21 protein-coding genes are annotated in these 16,467 nt (G+C 53.0%); all 21 read left to right on the top strand.

Features of this window, described 5'->3' with window-relative positions; translation table 11 throughout:
- The first annotated feature begins 51 nt into the window (after positions 1–51).
- The 21 genes from LMG33818_RS12760 (at position 52) to LMG33818_RS12660 (ending at position 16,255) form a co-directional block, all read left to right on the top strand.
- Positions 52–309: a hypothetical protein gene (locus LMG33818_RS12760; RefSeq protein ID WP_442323778.1), complete on the top strand. Its 258-nt coding sequence runs from the start codon at positions 52–54 to the stop codon at positions 307–309.
- A gap of 59 nt (positions 310–368) precedes the next feature.
- Positions 369–884, top strand: coding sequence for a head completion/stabilization protein (locus tag LMG33818_RS12755; protein ID WP_442323777.1), 516 nt, complete (start codon positions 369–371; stop codon positions 882–884).
- Complete coding sequence (locus LMG33818_RS12750; protein ID WP_442323776.1) at positions 881–1,093, top strand: tail protein X; 213 nt, start codon at positions 881–883, stop codon at positions 1,091–1,093. Before LMG33818_RS12755 ends, LMG33818_RS12750 begins: the two co-directional genes overlap by 4 nt.
- Positions 1,094–1,103: 10 nt before the next feature.
- On the top strand, positions 1,104–1,613 hold the full coding sequence (locus LMG33818_RS12745; RefSeq protein WP_442323775.1) for a lysozyme: 510 nt from the start codon (positions 1,104–1,106) through the stop codon (positions 1,611–1,613).
- Entirely contained in the window at positions 1,606–1,920 is a 315-nt protein-coding gene (locus LMG33818_RS12740; protein WP_442323774.1) for a phage holin, lambda family, read from the top strand. Before LMG33818_RS12745 ends, LMG33818_RS12740 begins: the two co-directional genes overlap by 8 nt.
- Complete coding sequence (locus LMG33818_RS12735) at positions 1,917–2,513, top strand: lysis system i-spanin subunit Rz (RefSeq protein WP_442323773.1); 597 nt, start codon at positions 1,917–1,919, stop codon at positions 2,511–2,513. The genes LMG33818_RS12740 and LMG33818_RS12735 overlap by 4 nt, the downstream gene beginning before the upstream one ends.
- The gene (locus LMG33818_RS12730) at positions 2,476–2,970 is read left to right on the top strand and encodes a phage tail protein (protein WP_442323772.1); all 495 of its coding nucleotides are present in this window, start codon (positions 2,476–2,478) and stop codon (positions 2,968–2,970) included. The genes LMG33818_RS12735 and LMG33818_RS12730 overlap by 38 nt, the downstream gene beginning before the upstream one ends.
- Positions 2,963–3,409, top strand: a complete 447-nt coding sequence (locus tag LMG33818_RS12725; RefSeq protein ID WP_442323771.1) for a phage virion morphogenesis protein — start codon at positions 2,963–2,965, stop codon at positions 3,407–3,409. Before LMG33818_RS12730 ends, LMG33818_RS12725 begins: the two co-directional genes overlap by 8 nt.
- 70 nt (positions 3,410–3,479) lie before the next feature.
- A complete protein-coding gene (locus LMG33818_RS12720; protein WP_442323770.1) occupies positions 3,480–4,049 on the top strand; it encodes a phage baseplate assembly protein V in 570 nt (189 codons plus the stop codon).
- 5 nt (positions 4,050–4,054) lie between these two features.
- Complete coding sequence (locus tag LMG33818_RS12715; protein ID WP_442323769.1) at positions 4,055–4,378, top strand: GPW/gp25 family protein; 324 nt, start codon at positions 4,055–4,057, stop codon at positions 4,376–4,378.
- A complete protein-coding gene (locus tag LMG33818_RS12710) occupies positions 4,375–5,265 on the top strand; it encodes a baseplate assembly protein (protein WP_442323768.1) in 891 nt (296 codons plus the stop codon). Before LMG33818_RS12715 ends, LMG33818_RS12710 begins: the two co-directional genes overlap by 4 nt.
- Positions 5,258–5,800 carry a phage tail protein I gene (locus LMG33818_RS12705; RefSeq protein ID WP_442323767.1) on the top strand — a complete coding sequence of 181 codons (543 nt, stop codon included), beginning with the start codon at positions 5,258–5,260 and terminating at the stop codon, positions 5,798–5,800. The genes LMG33818_RS12710 and LMG33818_RS12705 overlap by 8 nt, the downstream gene beginning before the upstream one ends.
- 2 nt (positions 5,801–5,802) lie before the next feature.
- On the top strand, positions 5,803–8,745 hold the full coding sequence (locus LMG33818_RS12700) for a tail fiber protein (RefSeq protein ID WP_442323766.1): 2,943 nt from the start codon (positions 5,803–5,805) through the stop codon (positions 8,743–8,745).
- Complete coding sequence (locus LMG33818_RS12695) at positions 8,745–9,131, top strand: hypothetical protein (protein ID WP_442323765.1); 387 nt, start codon at positions 8,745–8,747, stop codon at positions 9,129–9,131. The genes LMG33818_RS12700 and LMG33818_RS12695 overlap by 1 nt, the downstream gene beginning before the upstream one ends.
- Positions 9,132–9,253: 122 nt before the next feature.
- The gene (locus LMG33818_RS12690) at positions 9,254–10,522 is read left to right on the top strand and encodes a phage tail sheath C-terminal domain-containing protein (protein WP_442323764.1); all 1,269 of its coding nucleotides are present in this window, start codon (positions 9,254–9,256) and stop codon (positions 10,520–10,522) included.
- Positions 10,523–10,551: 29 nt separating this feature from the next.
- Entirely contained in the window at positions 10,552–11,064 is a 513-nt protein-coding gene (locus LMG33818_RS12685; protein WP_442323763.1) for a phage major tail tube protein, read from the top strand.
- A 43-nt stretch (positions 11,065–11,107) separates the two neighbouring features.
- The gene (locus LMG33818_RS12680; RefSeq protein WP_442323762.1) at positions 11,108–11,407 is read left to right on the top strand and encodes a phage tail assembly protein; all 300 of its coding nucleotides are present in this window, start codon (positions 11,108–11,110) and stop codon (positions 11,405–11,407) included.
- Positions 11,408–11,421: 14 nt separating this feature from the next.
- Positions 11,422–11,556, top strand: coding sequence for a GpE family phage tail protein (locus tag LMG33818_RS12675; RefSeq protein WP_442323761.1), 135 nt, complete (start codon positions 11,422–11,424; stop codon positions 11,554–11,556).
- Positions 11,557–11,744: 188 nt separating this feature from the next.
- Positions 11,745–14,774 carry a phage tail tape measure protein gene (locus LMG33818_RS12670; RefSeq protein ID WP_442323760.1) on the top strand — a complete coding sequence of 1,010 codons (3,030 nt, stop codon included), beginning with the start codon at positions 11,745–11,747 and terminating at the stop codon, positions 14,772–14,774.
- Positions 14,775–14,789: 15 nt separating this feature from the next.
- A complete protein-coding gene (locus tag LMG33818_RS12665) occupies positions 14,790–15,245 on the top strand; it encodes a phage tail protein (RefSeq protein WP_442323759.1) in 456 nt (151 codons plus the stop codon).
- On the top strand, positions 15,242–16,255 hold the full coding sequence (locus LMG33818_RS12660; protein ID WP_442323758.1) for a contractile injection system protein, VgrG/Pvc8 family: 1,014 nt from the start codon (positions 15,242–15,244) through the stop codon (positions 16,253–16,255). Before LMG33818_RS12665 ends, LMG33818_RS12660 begins: the two co-directional genes overlap by 4 nt.
- Positions 16,256–16,467: the final 212 nt, after the last annotated feature.

Genomic DNA, 16,467 nt, shown 5'->3' with positions numbered 1-16,467 from the left:
ATAGGCGATATGACAATGCACACGATTTTCAGTCGATTCAGGAGACACACCATGGAAGAACAAGCCAATGCCAATGCGCAGAATGCGCAAGAAGAAAGCCATGACTCTGGCGAGCAGCATGAAGCAGTCGCCACTCCGGAGGATAGCGCGACCCTAATGGGCTACACCGAAGAGCAGGTACAGGAAAAGATCAATGCCGGTATTGAAAAAGCATTGAGCAATGTCTGCTCCATCGTTGAACTTGCGGCGGACAAGTTTACCCGTGAGACGTTTGATGACGCAGCGGCGTTCGTTAAAAAGCACTGCTGATACGCAGGAAATTAGCGGGCAGCTCATGACACAAGTGAGCTGCTCGTGAGGGGGGAAGAATGTCAGACAGCACCTTTATCGCCATTGGCGGATCAGGGCCACGAGCGCCTGAAACCATTATCGCTAATACAGGCTTCTGGCCTGACATTGATCCCAACGACTTTAGAACGGTACACCGTATTACCGACACCGTAACGAACGCCCGCGTTGAAACGGCACTGCGCGCAGCGATGTCGATTACCAACCGGGTTCTGGAAGCATGGCGTGCCCGCTTCTTTAGCAAGAATCCCCCGCAGACCCCCATCCCGCAGACTCTGAGTGACGTCACGCTCTATTCATGGATGCCACCCGGCGGACTGGTCGGACATTATGTGCGGGCGGTTTATGCCGAGGCACATGCGCAAATTCTGGATCGTTATCGGGACTATGACGCGACAGGGCCTGCGCGACGGGAAGGACAAAGCAGGACACACACCGATCCACGCATGGATACCGCGGCAAGTTACAGACAGGACGCAAACTGGTCGATTACGGAAATATTAAACCGTCCCCACACGACAGTTGAGCTGATATGAGCAATATCGCCATCGCACAAACCGACGAAACACTCGACGCATTGTGTTATCGACTCGGCGTTGATTCATCGCGCGTTGAAGAGGTGTACACGATGAATCCCGGATTGGCCGCGCAGGGGCCGATTTTGCAGCAAGGAACAGCAGTCAATATGCCGGATACGGCTACCGCCAAGCGTACCGCGCAACAACTGATCAATCTATGGGATTAACAGCATGGTCATGAAATCCACATCACAGCGGGGACTGGACCTCGTTGAAAACGCCGAAGGGCTGCATTTGAGGGCGTATCAGGATGGCGTAGGAGTTTGGACCATCGGTTACGGCCATACGCGAGGCGTCCGTCCGGGAATGGTTATTACCGCAGCTGATGCACAAGCCTATCTGCGCAGTGATCTGAACGCAGCCGAGCGGGCGGTCAATACCCTTGTCACGGTTGATATCAATCAAAACCAGTTCGATGCACTGGTGGACTTCACATTCAACCTAGGCGCCGGTGCACTGGCAGGATCAACACTCTTGCGACGACTCAATGACGGGGACTATGACGGGGCAGCCGATGAGTTCGGCCTGTGGGTCCATGCTGGAAGGAAGATCGAGCTGGGACTGGTGAAGCGAAGAAGTGCTGAAAAAGCCCTCTTTTTGCGACCGCAGGATACACAAAGCCCAGCGATCAACTGGATGACACAACTCAATAAAACACAGCAACGAGGAGCCAGCAGTAATGCCTAATAACCCGGATGTCCTGCATGCCATCGTGGAGCTGATCGCCAAATGGTGGCCGCAGATTTATGGCTGGCTGCTCTCTTTTGTCATCGGCCTTGTTCGCGCGCTACTAAACGGCGGAAAGCTTACCCATTCACTACTGGAGGCATTGCTGTGTGGGTGTCTAACGCTCGGTGTTTTTCCGGTACTGGACTACTTCGGTATGAACACCTATCTCGCCGTTGCCATCGGGTCGGCAATCGCCTTTTTGGGTGTTGACTGGTTTCGTGAGTTTCTCTCTGCCTATTTGGGAAGATGGAGTAACCGAGAATGATGCTACTTAACCTGATTAAGCTGCTGATTCCCCACTCACCTGTGGTGATGGACATGATTGTCAGAGTGGTGAAAGCCAATGCCCGAAAGTTATGGGAAAACGCCCCATGGATATTGTGCGCATTCGCCCTGGCTGCCTGTGGATGGGAGGCGCACAAACTGCATGAGCGCGACGCCACCATTGAGCACATGAAGCTGAATGATATACGCGCAACCTCGCAGTGGACACAACGGCTCTTATCGCTCGAAGAAAGTCGGCAGGCACTCGCTACCCATATCGATCAACGTTATCAGGAAGGAATTCAGCATGGCCATGATGAAGACACTGCCACTATTGCCGCTTTGCGTGCTGGTGCTATCCGGTTGCGCAACCGACTCGCCGCCCGCGCCCCAGCAGATCACGTTGCCGACAATCGAGGCGCCGGCATCGATCATGATCAGACATCACCCGGACTTCGGGAGCAGGATGCGGAATTTCTTGTTCAGCTCGCCGACACCGCAGACAACCGGGTAAGAGAACTCACCGCGTGTCAGGACTTCGTACAGGGGCTGGAAAATGAAAAAGCTATTCGCGTTACGACAACACATCATTAAGTCATTGCCGAATCTGAATACAGACCCTGACCGCCTGCTTTCGTTTATCGAGGATGGTAGTGTCAAATTTTACCGGGGACCCAATCTGACGCATCAGTGGAATTTTACAGCACAATTTATTCTGGTCGAATTTGCCATGGATGTGGATGTGTTGATCGTGGCTATCGTGCAATGGCTGGCCGTTTATGAGCCAGACGTGGACCCGGAGCAAGCGATACAGGTAGAGGCGGAACTCACCAGTGAAACCAGTTGCGACCTAATCCTGCGCATTACCCTGTCAGAGCGCGTTATTGTCACGGTTAACAAGGATAAGCAGCAGCTGGAAGCCAAGCACACGATGCCTCGATTTGAAGAACCCGTGTATGCGGGTGAATGGTCATTATTCATGCGAGATGGTGATAATCTCGATCTGCTAGCCAAGTGGGATAACGGGCCATGGGGGCTAGGCAATGAGTAACGAGCTGGTACTGGAAAACTGGACCGCGCCACTGATTGCCCGGCTCTCGCCTTCATCACGGCGCGCATTGACTCGGAAAATAGCCATCGAAGTAAGACGCGAGCAGCGTGACCGGATTAAAACACAGCATGCACCGGATGGGACGTCATACACTCCACGCGCAGGGGCTCAAAAACGAGGTGATATCAAGAGACGTGCCATGTTTTCAAAGATACGTACGGCGCGCTTCATGAAAACAACAACGTCACCCAATAGAGCCACGATTGGATATACCGGCAGGAATGCACGTATCGCTACCGTACATCAAAAGGGCCTGATGGATTACGTATCAAAGAAAAGCCAGGTGAAGATCCGTTATCCCAGTCGCCCATTATTAGGGGTTTCGCGCAAGACCCGAACCATTGTTGAAAAGGCAGTCATCGATCACCTTAATCTGTGAATAGTGTCTCACCCCCTCCTTACACAGCGTAAAGCTCGCGCCGACGCGCGCGAGTATTCACGATGTTGCCATGAATCCTTCAAATGATATTTACCGTCTTATTCAAAACCTGATTCGCATCGGACAGGTATTTGCGCTCGATCTGAGCGTTACGCCGCCCTGTGTGCGAGTGCAGTGCGGGGATATGCAAACCGATTGGCTGCCGTGGACAGCATCCCGTGTCGGTGGATTTACCACGTGGCTTCCTCCCGTGATGGGTGAAACCGTCATGCTGCTGGCACCGAGCGGCGATCCCGCCGGTGCGTATGTCATCGCCAGCCTCTATAGCCCTGCTCATGGGTCAATCGAGCAATCTGGAAGCGTCATCGCGCTGCATGCATCGGACGGGACATATATTCGGTACGACCGTCAGTCCCATGAGCTGGAAGCCAGTGTTAACGGGACAGCCACGGTTACTGCCAAAGCGACCACGATTAATGGCCCGGTCACCTTTAACGATGAAGTGACCATGAAGAAAACACTGAATGTACAGGACACCATTACCTCGGATGCCGATGTGGTTGCATCGGGTATAAGCCTCAAGGGGCATACGCATGGAGAAGTGAAAGCAGGGCCTGATAGTACGGGAGCACCTCAATGACGGGGATGAGTCGCTACACCGGGAAAGCCCTGACAGACGATGAGCATATTGCCCAGTCGATAGATGACATTCTGTCGACCCCCATTGGGTCACGGCTGATTCGGCGGAATTACGGATCGCTCATTGCGGATCTGATTGACCGTCCCCTGAATACCGAAACGCGGCTGCGCATCATCTCTGCAACAGTCGATGCTGTCACGCGCTGGGAGCATCGCATCACTGTGCAGTCTGTTGAGGAAATCTCCATCAACCAAGGAAAGCTTGCTGTCACGATGAAAGCGGTACGTGTGCGTGATGGCCAGCAGATCGTCTTAGGAATCAATCAATGAGCGTTATTGATCTGTCGCAAATCGCGCCGCCCTCGGTAGTGGAGTCATTGGATGTTGAGACCATCTTCAGTGACATGCTGACGAGCTTGAAGCAGTACGACAGTACGCTTGTTGATAACCTGTCGGACTCAGATCCAGCATGGAAAGTATTGCAGGTAGCGGCGTACCGTGAGCTGGTATTACGACAGCGGGTTAATGATGCGGCCAAGTCAGTCATGCTGGCGTATGCCACCGGAAGTGATCTGGACAATCTCGGCGCATTGCTCAATGTAGAGCGTCTGATGATTGATCCGGGGAATACATCGGCTATTCCTCCTGTCGCGCCCACTTATGAGTCCGACGACGATTACCGCTCACGTATCCAGCTATCACTCAATGGATTATCCGTGGCTGGGCCTGCCGGAGCGTACCGTTACCACGCATTGTCAGCTTCGGGAGACGTGCTCGATGCCAAGGCAACAAGCCCCTCAGATGGTGAAGTGCTGGTTACCGTGCTATCACGCCAAGGGGACGGGACCGCGCCACAAGGCATGCTCGATACGGTAAATGCTGCTGTAAGCGCCGAAGATACACGGCCATTAACGGATCATGTCACCGTCAAATCAGCCGAAATCATCAACTACGAGATCACCGCTACGCTCTATCTCTATCAGGGGCCGGATGCCAGCGTGGTACTCAGTGCCGCCCAAACAGCTGCGGAAAACTATGCCACGGCACGTCATATGATCGGGCAGGATGTCACCATCTCTGGCGTGTATGGCGCATTGCAACAGGCAGGGGTCCAGCGAGTAGAGCTGAGTTCCCTCACCGATACGTTGGTCATTGATGATACCCAGGCGAGCTACTGCACGGGAATTACACTGAATTACGGGGGAATCGATGAGTAATAACACTCTCCTTCCACCGAACAGTACTCCTTTTGAGCGGGGTATTGCCGAGGCAACTGCCCGTATTTCGAATGTACCAGTCCCCATTAACGATTTATGGAACCCGTGGACATGCCCACTCAACCTGTTGCCTTGGCTTGCATGGGCACTGAATTTACAGACATGGGATAGCACATGGCCAGAGGCGCTTAAGCGTCAACAAGTAGCATCAGCCGTCACCATTGCTCGTCAGAAAGGGACAGCCAAGAGCGTCCGGGATGTAGTGAGTTCCTTTGGATCAGCACTGGCATTGCGCGAATGGTGGGAAACCACCCCAAAGGGTGACCCGTATTCATTTGCCATCGTATTGAGCGTTGGTCCAAACGTGCCGCAAACAGCTGAATTTCAACAGCAGATCATGCAAGCGGTCGATGATGCGAAGCCCGTGCGGGCCCACTACACACTGACCGCCGGGATTAACTCGATGGGCAGCATCGGCATGCTGGCCGCAGGTCGACCCGTTATTTACCGTCGAATTGAAGCGCAGGAGCAGTAACCATGGCCATCACTTTTATCATCACAGACAAGGGAAAAGAAGCGGTTAAAGATGGTTTGTCAGCGGGCAATACGCCACAGATCAGTGCCGTAGGATTCGGATCAAGCGGGTATACTGCAAGCGCCTCCCAAACTTCTCTTCAGCAGGAAATAAAGCGGTTGACGACCGTCAGCGGTCAGGCAGCCAGCAGCAATATGCTGCACGTCACGGTACAGGATGAGAGTACCGATACTTATACCGTAAAAGAGATTGGTGTTTATCTAGCGGATGGCACCCTCTTTGCTGTCTATAGCCAGACAGATGAAATCATCGAAAAGGCTGCAGCTGCATTGGTTATGCTCGCAATTGATATTGCCGTGGATGATATCGATGCAACGAAGCTGTCATTTGGTGACGCAGCCTTTGTTGATCCCCCAGCGACGACCTCGACTCGTGGCATCGTCATGCTCAATGATAGCGTGGCAAGCACAGCAACAGACCAAGCTGCGACAGCTAATGCAGTAAAACAAGCCAACGACAATGCGAACACGCGTGAAACACCCGCAGGCGCACAAGCCAAGGTCAATGCGCACGCGGATGCCAATACAGCCCACAATGCAGGCCAAATCAGTGTCAACCCACCATGGCCGTTTTCGGGCATGAACAGCGTACAAGCAATGTTAGGGGCTTTGGGATCAGCCGCACGTCTAAATAGCGGCACCGGGAATAATGATGTTGTTCAAGGAAGCCGCAAAATCAATGCCGGAAATGGTCTAACAGGCGGTGGAAATCTTACAGGCGACCGCACACTATCATTGGCAACGCCCCAGAAACTCGACTGGTACAGTTCAAACGAAGCCAATGAAAACGGGCACTCTCACGAACTGCAAAAAGCAAGTACCAGTGATGCAGGGATTGTTCAGCTCGTCGATGATACGAAGAGCACGTATACAGATCGTGCTGCCACAGCTAACGCCGTCAAGCAGGCCAATGACAACGCCAATTTGCGCGAAACACCTCAGGGTGCGCAAGACAAGGTCAACGCCCATGCCAACGCATCCACAGCACATAACGCGGGTCAGATAAGCGTTAACCCCCCGTCTGCCTTCAGTGGTCAAAACAGCGTACAAGCAGTGATATCGGCACTGGGAAGTGCGGCTGGAATGAATGCTGGAACGCAGGCGGGCCAAGTCATGCCTGTGGGCGCATTCGGAATAGGTGGAACCGCATCAACATTGGACCCCAATCAATATATCCAGAACATTACACAAAGCGGCCTCTACTATGCCGATACCCATCCTCCGAAGGATTGGCCAGGTGACGCCGCTAACTGGGGGCTCTTGTTTGTTAACTACCACAGCTCGGCAAACGCCTCATACGTTGTGATCGATATCAATAACAACGTATTTACCAACTCTACGTCCAACGGAAAAATGAATGTATGGAAGCAGCTGGTTGCACGCACGGACCTGGCTGCCGTCGCATTTTCAGGGAGCTGGGCAGATCTATTGAATAAACCCGCCAAGCTGAATGCGCTCTCTATTGGAAGCAATGGCAGTGCAGCACTGACCGGTGGATACGGTGACAGCATCGAAATTCTGGGGGGTACTGTTCTACAGACAAAAAACAGTTCAGGGCAGGTAACACTTCGGTTTGACGGGAGCGAGATGACCGTCGGAAACGTGCCACTGGATCGAATACCGGATGCTGGGACCGCAGCAGCGGCCAATGTCGGGACGGATAGCGGAGATGTGATGCCAGTCGGCGCGTTCGGGTGGGGAGGTAATAACTTACCCGCGCTGCAGAACATGAAGGTCTCGGACGTATGGAAACAGCCCACCGGTCTATACACCTATGATCCTAGCTGTACAGGGCAACCCTCCAATGGCTATGGCGTGATCCTGAATCTTTCTGACTTCAACCACAACGACATGCTCGCCTTTGATACACAGGGGGTGTATTACAACACCCGATGGGCGTCGGGGCGTAGCGACAATAGTACGGCGTTCAGCGGATGGCAAACGGTCTATACCTCCGCCTCGACAATCCCTGTCAGCAATGGCGGGACAGGCGCGAATGACGTTACCACCGCACGTAATAATCTTGGGCTTTCAACACTGGCCGCAACTGGGCAATGGGGCGATCTAGAGGGTAAACCGGATCAGGCTACACGCTGGCCAAAATGGTCAGAAGTCGATGGTAAGCCAACATTTGCCAACGTGGCATTTAGCGGCAAATGGGCAGATATCAGTGGCGCACCGGTACAGACGACACGCTGGCCAAAATATAGCGAAGTAACAGATACCCCAACGTTAGGTAATGCAGCAAGCCGGAACGTTGCAAATCTCGATAAGGCGCCGAACAACTACACCGATTGGGAAGGAAACTTTAATGACCTTCCGGTCGTAGGCGATATTTATACCTGCTTTATGTCACTCGCCGCCATCGCACGATCTGGTAAGTGGGAAGACATACAAGGAATCCCAGATATCCTTAGACACTTGAGTTTTAGTGGCGATGATTCTGTTCGTTATACAGCCCCTAGCGGCGATATCTTGCAAATTGAGGCCAATAATCAGCTCAAAATGATTGATGCAGCCGGTACGTTGAACCTGAATTTTGAAGGTGGCGTCATGACCGTCGGCACGATCCCGGTTGCGCACGTATCAGGGCTGGCAGGCGTGGCGACATCAGGTCAATTATCGGCAGATAACGTCACAGGATTAAATGCTTGGTTAGGTGGCATGAATGCGGGCGATGTAGGTAGCTATGCCCTCCTGCGCCGTAACGATGGTAACTACCACTATGCAGGCGATGTAGTGGCAGGAAGCGCGCTAAACTACGCGTCAGCGGGTGAGTTCGAGTCAGATGGAACAGCACCGGGTAACTGGCGTGCAATGGGGCAAACCAACAACCACGGCGGGGCCGATGGGGATGAAGTCACACTGTTTTTGAGGGTCAACTGATGAGTTATCCGAGCAGAAAGATTCTGGATGTTAAAAACCCGGCATGGTCGAGTGCGAACAACGGGACCATCGACCTTGACATCAAGTGGACAAATTCAAACGACGAATATTGGCGGTTTACGGCCAGTCCCGATGATCCCGTCGATTATGGTCGTGCCCTTTTCAAGGCAGCCAGTGACGGAGAGTACGGCGATATTGAGCCGTTTGATCACGAGGCCCATGAGCAGCAACAAGCACGACGCCAGGTCACGCTGAAACTACGCACATTGGAGCGTCAGATCGCTCCTCTGCGCGATGAAGCGCTGGCCGGTATTATCAGCGATGATGATAGAGCCAACCTGGCTTCATTGGTCAGGCAATCAAAGGAACTCCGTCAGCAGATATAGTCATCTCAACCACCCTCCGGGGTGGTTATTTGCATGTCAAAGCCCCTTCTTACACAGCGATTATCTCGCACGCAATGACGTTGCCCGTCACCATGAGTAACCCAACCAACAAGGGAAAACTCATGGCACAGGATCAATACCACCACGGTGTCACCGTCACGGAGACCACCGATGGCTCTCAAAGCATGCAAACGGTCAGTACTGCCATCATGGGGATGGTGGCGTGGGCCAACGATGCTGATAACACCGTCTTTCCTCTCGATACCCCCGTACTGATCAGCGATATCCGCAGCGCAATTGGCCGTGCAGGAACGTCCGGATCATTGGCGTCTGCGTTGACAGCCATTGGTAATCAGGTATCCGCACCTATCGTCGTGGTACGTGTTGATGACGGTACCAGCGGACAAACCAGTGGACAATCCGGAGAGTCCAGTGGCAGCGGAAGTGGCTCAAGTGGAAGTTCGAGCAGCGGTACCAGTAGTAGCAATAGCAATATCCAGCAGGCGCTCATTGCCAACATCGTCGGTACCACAACCAGCATGGGACAGAAAACAGGGCTGCAGGCACTTCTCGTGGCCGAGCCAGTCGTCGGGGTAAAACCACGTATTCTGGGCGTGCCCTATATTGCTGACGATGGCGTTACCACAGCACTGGTCACTGTAGCCAAGAGCTTGAAGGCGTTTTGCTATGCAGCCATCAATGCCAGCAATGTGTCAGGGGCCATCGCGGATCGTAGCAACCTGGGCGGACGTGAGCTGATGCCCATCTACGGCGATTTTATCGGCGTGGATGCGACGGGCAGTGGAAGCACGACTGTATCAGCGGTTGCCGTCGCCATGGGTCTACGCGCCCTGACTGACCAGCAAGTCGGCTGGCATCGCTGTATCTCCAACATCGCGGTGAATAGCGTCACCGGTGTCACCAAACCTATCAGCTGGGATCTGCAAGACACGGGTACCGATGCTGATCAGCTGAACCAGAATGATATTACCGCGCTGATTCATCGCTCCGGCTACCGCTTCTGGGGCGTGCGTACCTGCGATACAACAGGCGCGTTTACCTTCGAAAGCTACACCCGCACTGCACAGGTGATTGCAGATACCATCGCAGAAGCGTGCCTACCTGACATCGACCAACCACTCACCCCCATGCTCGCCAGCGAGATTATCGACAATATCAATGCCAAATTCCGCCAGTGGACGGGGCTGGGGTATCTGCTCGGTGGTCAAGCGTGGCTTGATACCCAGGTGAATACCGCCAACAGCCTCAAGGGTGGTGAGCTCATCATCAACTACAAGTACACGCCGGTGCCGCCGCTTGAGAACCTGAGCTTTACGCAGGAGATCACGGACAGCTATCTGGCTAACTTCGCCGGGCAAGTCACCGCGTAATCAACCATTCAATTAAGGAGTATTAAGCGATGGCAATGCCTAACAAATTAAAGGCCATGAACCTTTATGGGGACGGTGACAATTGGCAAGGACAGGTGGAAACAATCACACCGCCCAAGCTGCAGCGCAACATGACCGAATGGCGCGGCGCAGGGATGGATGGCCCTGTCGATGTCGACATGGGCATGCAGAAGATGGAAATGACCGTCGTACTGGGCGGCCTTATTCCCGAGGTGTTCAACAACTGGGGGACACCGCTGGCGGAAACCGACAGTCTTCGCTTCCTTGGATCATATGAGGATGACGAAACCGGTGATGTGCATTCGGTAGAGATCACCGCACGTGGCCGTTATTCCAATATTGACATGGGCGATGCAAAGCCAGGTGAAACGACCGAGCACACTCTGACGCTAACCCTCAACTACTACCGTCTGGTCATTGATGGGAAAGCATTGATCGAGGTCGATGTCATTCATCACATCCTGACCGTTAATGGCGTTGATCGTTTGGCAGCACGGCGCAAGGCACTGGGCCTCTCCTAAGGAGAGGCATACCGACCCCACATTTTTAACGAGGCTGATTCATATGAAAGCTGATGCAAAGAGCACAGAACACAAGGCTATCACGCTGGAAGAACCCATCCAGCGCGGAGAAGGCACGATCAAGGAAGTCACCATCAGAAAACTCAATACCGGCGCATTGCGCGGCCTGTCATTGGCCGATGTGGTTCGCATGGACACGGATTCCATCATCAAAATTCTGCCCCGTGTCACAACACCGCCGCTTACTGAAGCTGAAGCCAACAAGGTGGCCCCGGTTGATCTGCTGACACTGGCCGGAGAGATCGTCGGTTTTTTGCTGCCGAAAGCCACGCAAGAGGGCTAAGTCTGCCGTGTTACGTGGAGGATGCCATCGCCGATTTGGCGGTGGTATTCCATTGGTCACCGAGGGATGTGGAGGACATGTCTCTCGGTGAATTGATGGAGTATAGGGAGCGAGCGCGAAAACGATCAGAGGTGAAGCATGGAAAGTAGAAATGCAGATAGTTTGCCTAAGCAGCTGGGACAATCAGTAAAAGAAGTAATTCTATTACAGATTGCAGGAAAGCCGGCATTCGAGGGAAAAGAGGCCATAAGTTACTGGGAGAGGGTTTTGAGACGGTTTGACGATCGAACAATTGCTGAAGCGTTTGCAAGCATCAAATAACGGGTAATGAAAGAACATGGCTGACTCTTTAAGGCTCGAAGTACTCCTGGAAGCAGTGGATAAAGCCACCGCACCGCTTAAGCGCGTCACACAGTCATCCAAACAGGCGGCTGTGGCTCTCAAGGATCTAACGGATAAGCAGCGCGAGTTGCGCCGTATTCAAAATGACGTTGCCTCTTATCAAAAAAACGTAGCCGCTCTCGATGAAAACAAGGCCTCTTTGGAAAAGGTAAGCGCCTCTCTGCAGGTCAATCGTGAGGCATTGGACGCTGCAAGAAATGCGCAGAGAAGCGCGCAGCGGGAGACCAAGAGTGCCGAGCAGGAATACCAGCGACTCTCCAATAAGGTCATCAATAGCAGCCAGTCAAATCAGGAATTAAGTCGCCAGCTCGAACAGGCACGTATCAAGCTTGAACAGATGCAGGGGGCTTCGTCGAAGGCAGCCTCACAGGCAGATACCCTTGCGCAAAAAGTGAAGGTGGCCAGAGACGAGCAGTACCGACTCAATGCCAGCACAGAGCGCATTACCGGGAATATCGGCATCTATGCTGAAAAGCTCAAGACTGTCGGCATTGACACGCAACAGCTCAGTACAGTCTCTGCTTCACTCAAGACCCGTGAGGATGCCCTGACAGACTCCATTGTGCGCCAAAAGGAACAGCTCGAAGCCTTGAAAGTCACGCAGGATCGGGTCACCTCTGCGCGCGAGCAATACCAGAAAAGTATGTCTGCCAGAAATAACCTGGCTGTGACCGGTATTGGATCAGAAATAGCGGGTGAACGTATCCGAACCTTTCTGACGCCAGCCGTTCAGGAGGCCGAGAAGTTTCAGAATCAGGAAGTACGGATATCAGCCCTTGGACAAGGAACGGCGCAGACGCAAGCCGCTATCAATTACGCAAATAGTCATCAGGCATACGGTGTCAGCCAAACAGATGACTTAGGGTTAGTGCGAGACGGCATGACTGTCTTTGGGAGCGAGGCCAAGGCACAGCAGCTGGAACCGATACTGGCCCGCATGAAGTTCAGTAACGATACCCTTTTTGGAGCGGAACAAGGCGAAGACAGAGAGCGCCTTTTCATGGACATGATGAAGGCCATCGAGTTGCGAGGAGGAGTCAATAATCCAGCCGAGTTCAAACGCCAGGCCAACATGATACAGCAGGTAATCAACGCCTCCGGTGGACGCGTCAATGCCGATGAATGGTTGCAGGTCATTAAGACGGGCAGTATTGCTGTTCGAGGAATGGATGACTCAGCGTTCTATTACAAGCTGGAGCCCATGATTCAGGAGCTTGGAGGGCAGCGAGTAGGAACTTCTCTGATGTCGCTATACCAGAACCTGTATCAGGGAAGAACAACGAAGGTAGCGGCTGCTCGCATGGAGCAGTTGGGACTGATAGGCGATAGGTCAAAGGTCACATTTGATAAGGTGGGGCAGCAAGCTTTTGTTGGGCCGGGTGCACTATTGGATGGCGACCTATTCAAGCGTGACATGTTCGGTTGGGTAGACAAGGTGCTAATCCCACAATTGAAAAAAAACGGGATGACCAGCAGAAATCAGATAATGGATGCGGTGGGATCAATCATTACGAATCGAACGGCCGCCGGAATAGTCTCTAGCTACATTATGCAGCAGCAAGCGAATCAGCGCCGAGCACGACTCAATGCCCGTGCCGATAATATAGACACTATGTATAGCAAAGCCCGTCAGATGACACAGGGGACAGAGGTCAATCTCGCAGCACGTCGTGCCGATCTGTACAAGACCATGGGCGATAACATCCTGCCTACCTATACGAGGGCACTGGAAGCAGCCACAAATGCCATCGTTAAGCTCAACCACTTTATGCAGGAAAACCCACGCGTCGCTCATGCCATGCTGGTGGGATTGGCAGGGCTGGGTATTTTATTGGGTGTCTCTGGAGCAATCACCGTGGCCATGGCAGCCATGTGGGGGCCGTTGGCCCTTGTTCGCTTTGGCATGAAGTCAGTGGGTATCTCTATCGGCGTAGCCGCAAAATCAGGGGGGATTCTGACGAGAGTACTGTCACGCCTAGGGCGTGTATTGGAAGGGATTCGGGTCATCTTTGATGTGTTGAAACCCATTGTGACGAGTGTTGCCATGTTAATCGGTCGCACATTTGTTCGCTCTGTACTCGCGGCTGGCCGGGCGTTTCTTGTATTCATGGCAGCCTCTCCCATCCTGCTGGCCATTGGGCTCATTATTGCCGGGATTGCCTTTGCAGCCTATGAGGTATACAGGCACTGGGATGTCGTGAGTCGATTCTTTATCCGCATGTGGGGAGACATCAAGACAGCTGCCGGGGATGCATGGGACTACATTAAGCGAACATGGGAAGGTGCGGTCGGTATCGCCAGTGGTATCTGGGGAAGAATAAGAGCAGCCTTCCATGGAGGGATCAGAAGTATTGCAGCACTGCTTATAAACTGGTCACCCACAGGACTCCTCTACAAGGGGTTTGCCCTATTGATGCAGTATCTGGGCGAACAAGTGCCTAATAGCTTGACCGCTGCAGGCGTCACCATGATGCATGCCTTGGGCGATGGTATCTCCAAGGGGTTTACCTACGTCCAGAAAAAAGTGCAGGCCACATGGCAATGGATCAAGAGTGTTATACCGGGATTAGGTGACAGTACCGACGTCAACATCAAGCAGACCACTGCACAAGGCGATGAGCGAGCACGCCGCGTACCGCAAAAGACACCTGTCGCACCGCTTATCCTTAAAAAGGCAGCGCTAGTCTCTGCCATGTCCGGCGCATTGGCAGGGCCTGCGCTGGCGAACCCTAATGCTGATCAGATGGTCCATCAGCACAAAGACATCCAGTTCGATACGGCCCCACCTGTCTCATCTCGAACACAGGAAGGGCGAGGTGATGATAATCGCCAGTATTTCTTTACGATTCATGCTGCACCCGGAATGGATGCCAAGGAAGTGGCCACGCAAGTACAGGCGCACCTGGACAAGCATGAACAACAACAGAAAGCCCGGCAGCGCGCATCGCTAATGGACCGCCATTAAAGGGGGAAATAAAACATGATGATGATATTGGGTCAGTTCGTGTTTGAGCGTCTCACCGTCCCCTATCAGGAGTTGCAGCGGTCATCCGAGTACCAGCATCCTACGCAATCGCGTATCGGAGATCGCCCTGCATCGCAATTCATCGGAGCGGGCGATGACAAGATCACCTTGAGTGGAAAATTACTCCCGGAAATCACTGGCGGTCGCTTAATGCTGGATCAGATCCGCAAGATGGCTGACAGCGGTAAAGCGTGGCCACTCATTGAGGCCACCGGGAGACTTTATGGATGGTGGGTCATCACGGAGATAGATGAAACGTCGAGCGTTTTTATGGTTGATGGATTGGCACAGCAAATAGACTTTACCTTGAACCTGTACCACGTCGATTCACCCTCTGCGGGTGATCTGGGGCAACAGAGCGTATCGGAATACACGTCTGGAGCTGCCCAGGTTATTGGGTTTGCGTCATGAGTATTGGTTATCTGCCAAGTAGCGACAACGTGGGCAATCGACAGCCCAGCTACCAGATTATATTGGCAGGCGTGGATATCACTCCGCGATTCAATGGCAGGCTGGTCAGTCTTGAGCTGACAGAAACAAGAGACGGCACCTCCGATCAATTGGACATTACCCTGACAGACCATGACGGGCGGACACCACTCCCCAAGAATGGTCAAACGTTGACGCTAGCCATCGGCTGGACCAATAACCTGATCGACAAGGGGCAGTACATAATCAATGAAGTGCAGATGAGTGGACCACCCGACACGATCACGGTGCGTGCCCGCGCGGTCGATACCACAAAAACCCTACGTGGCCAGCACACGAAATCATGGCATCTAACGACCATTGGGGACATTGTCCGGGATATAGCACACATGCATTCGCTAACGCCTGCGTGCGCCCAAGCATTTCAGGGAATACGTGTTAAGCATATCGACCAGACCAGCGAGAGCGACCTGAACTTCCTGAATCGACTCGGGTACCGATACGATGCTATCGCGACCGTGAAATCAGGACGGCTCATGTTCGTACAACGCGGGCAGAGCATTACGGCGAGCGGACAGACACTCCCCACCATCGATGTGAGTCCACAAGAGTGCAGTCGCTACACCTACATCCGCACGGTGGCCGAGAGCTTCACAGGCGTCAAGGCCAACTACAACGACAGAAGCGGGGCCACACTGAAATATGTCATTGCAGGGAGTGGCGAAAACCTGCGCGAACTCAAGGCCACCTACGCCACGCTTGATGATGCCACCAATGCCGCCGAGGCAGCATGGAACAGAATAAAGCGAGGTGAGGAAGAGCTTGATATCTCATTTACAGAGGGTCGAGCTGACATTCTGGTGGAGTCACCGATCAAGGCATCCGGGTTTAAACCAGCCATCAATGAGGCTAAATGGGTCACGACAGAGGCAACTCACCGGTTGAGCAGCAGCGGATACCTGACAAACATTCGATGTGAGGTTGTGGTGTAATATTGCCCTCTTAAACTGAAAATGAGCGAAATTGGATGAAGATTAAGTTATGCGTTGTGGCGTTGGGGATTACTTTTGCATCAACAGCATACGCACAAGATGAAAGTCAGTATTCTCCTCAATGCCAGGCAATTGGAAAAATGGCAATGGGAACAATGACTGCCCGACAAAATGGCGAGCCCGAACAACGGTTGATGAAGAATATAGATATC

The sequence above is a fragment of the Cernens ardua genome (assembly GCF_051251085.1).
Classification (GTDB): Bacteria; Pseudomonadota; Gammaproteobacteria; order Pseudomonadales; family Halomonadaceae; genus Cernens; species Cernens ardua.
This window is presented reverse-complemented; position numbering and strand designations above follow the sequence as displayed.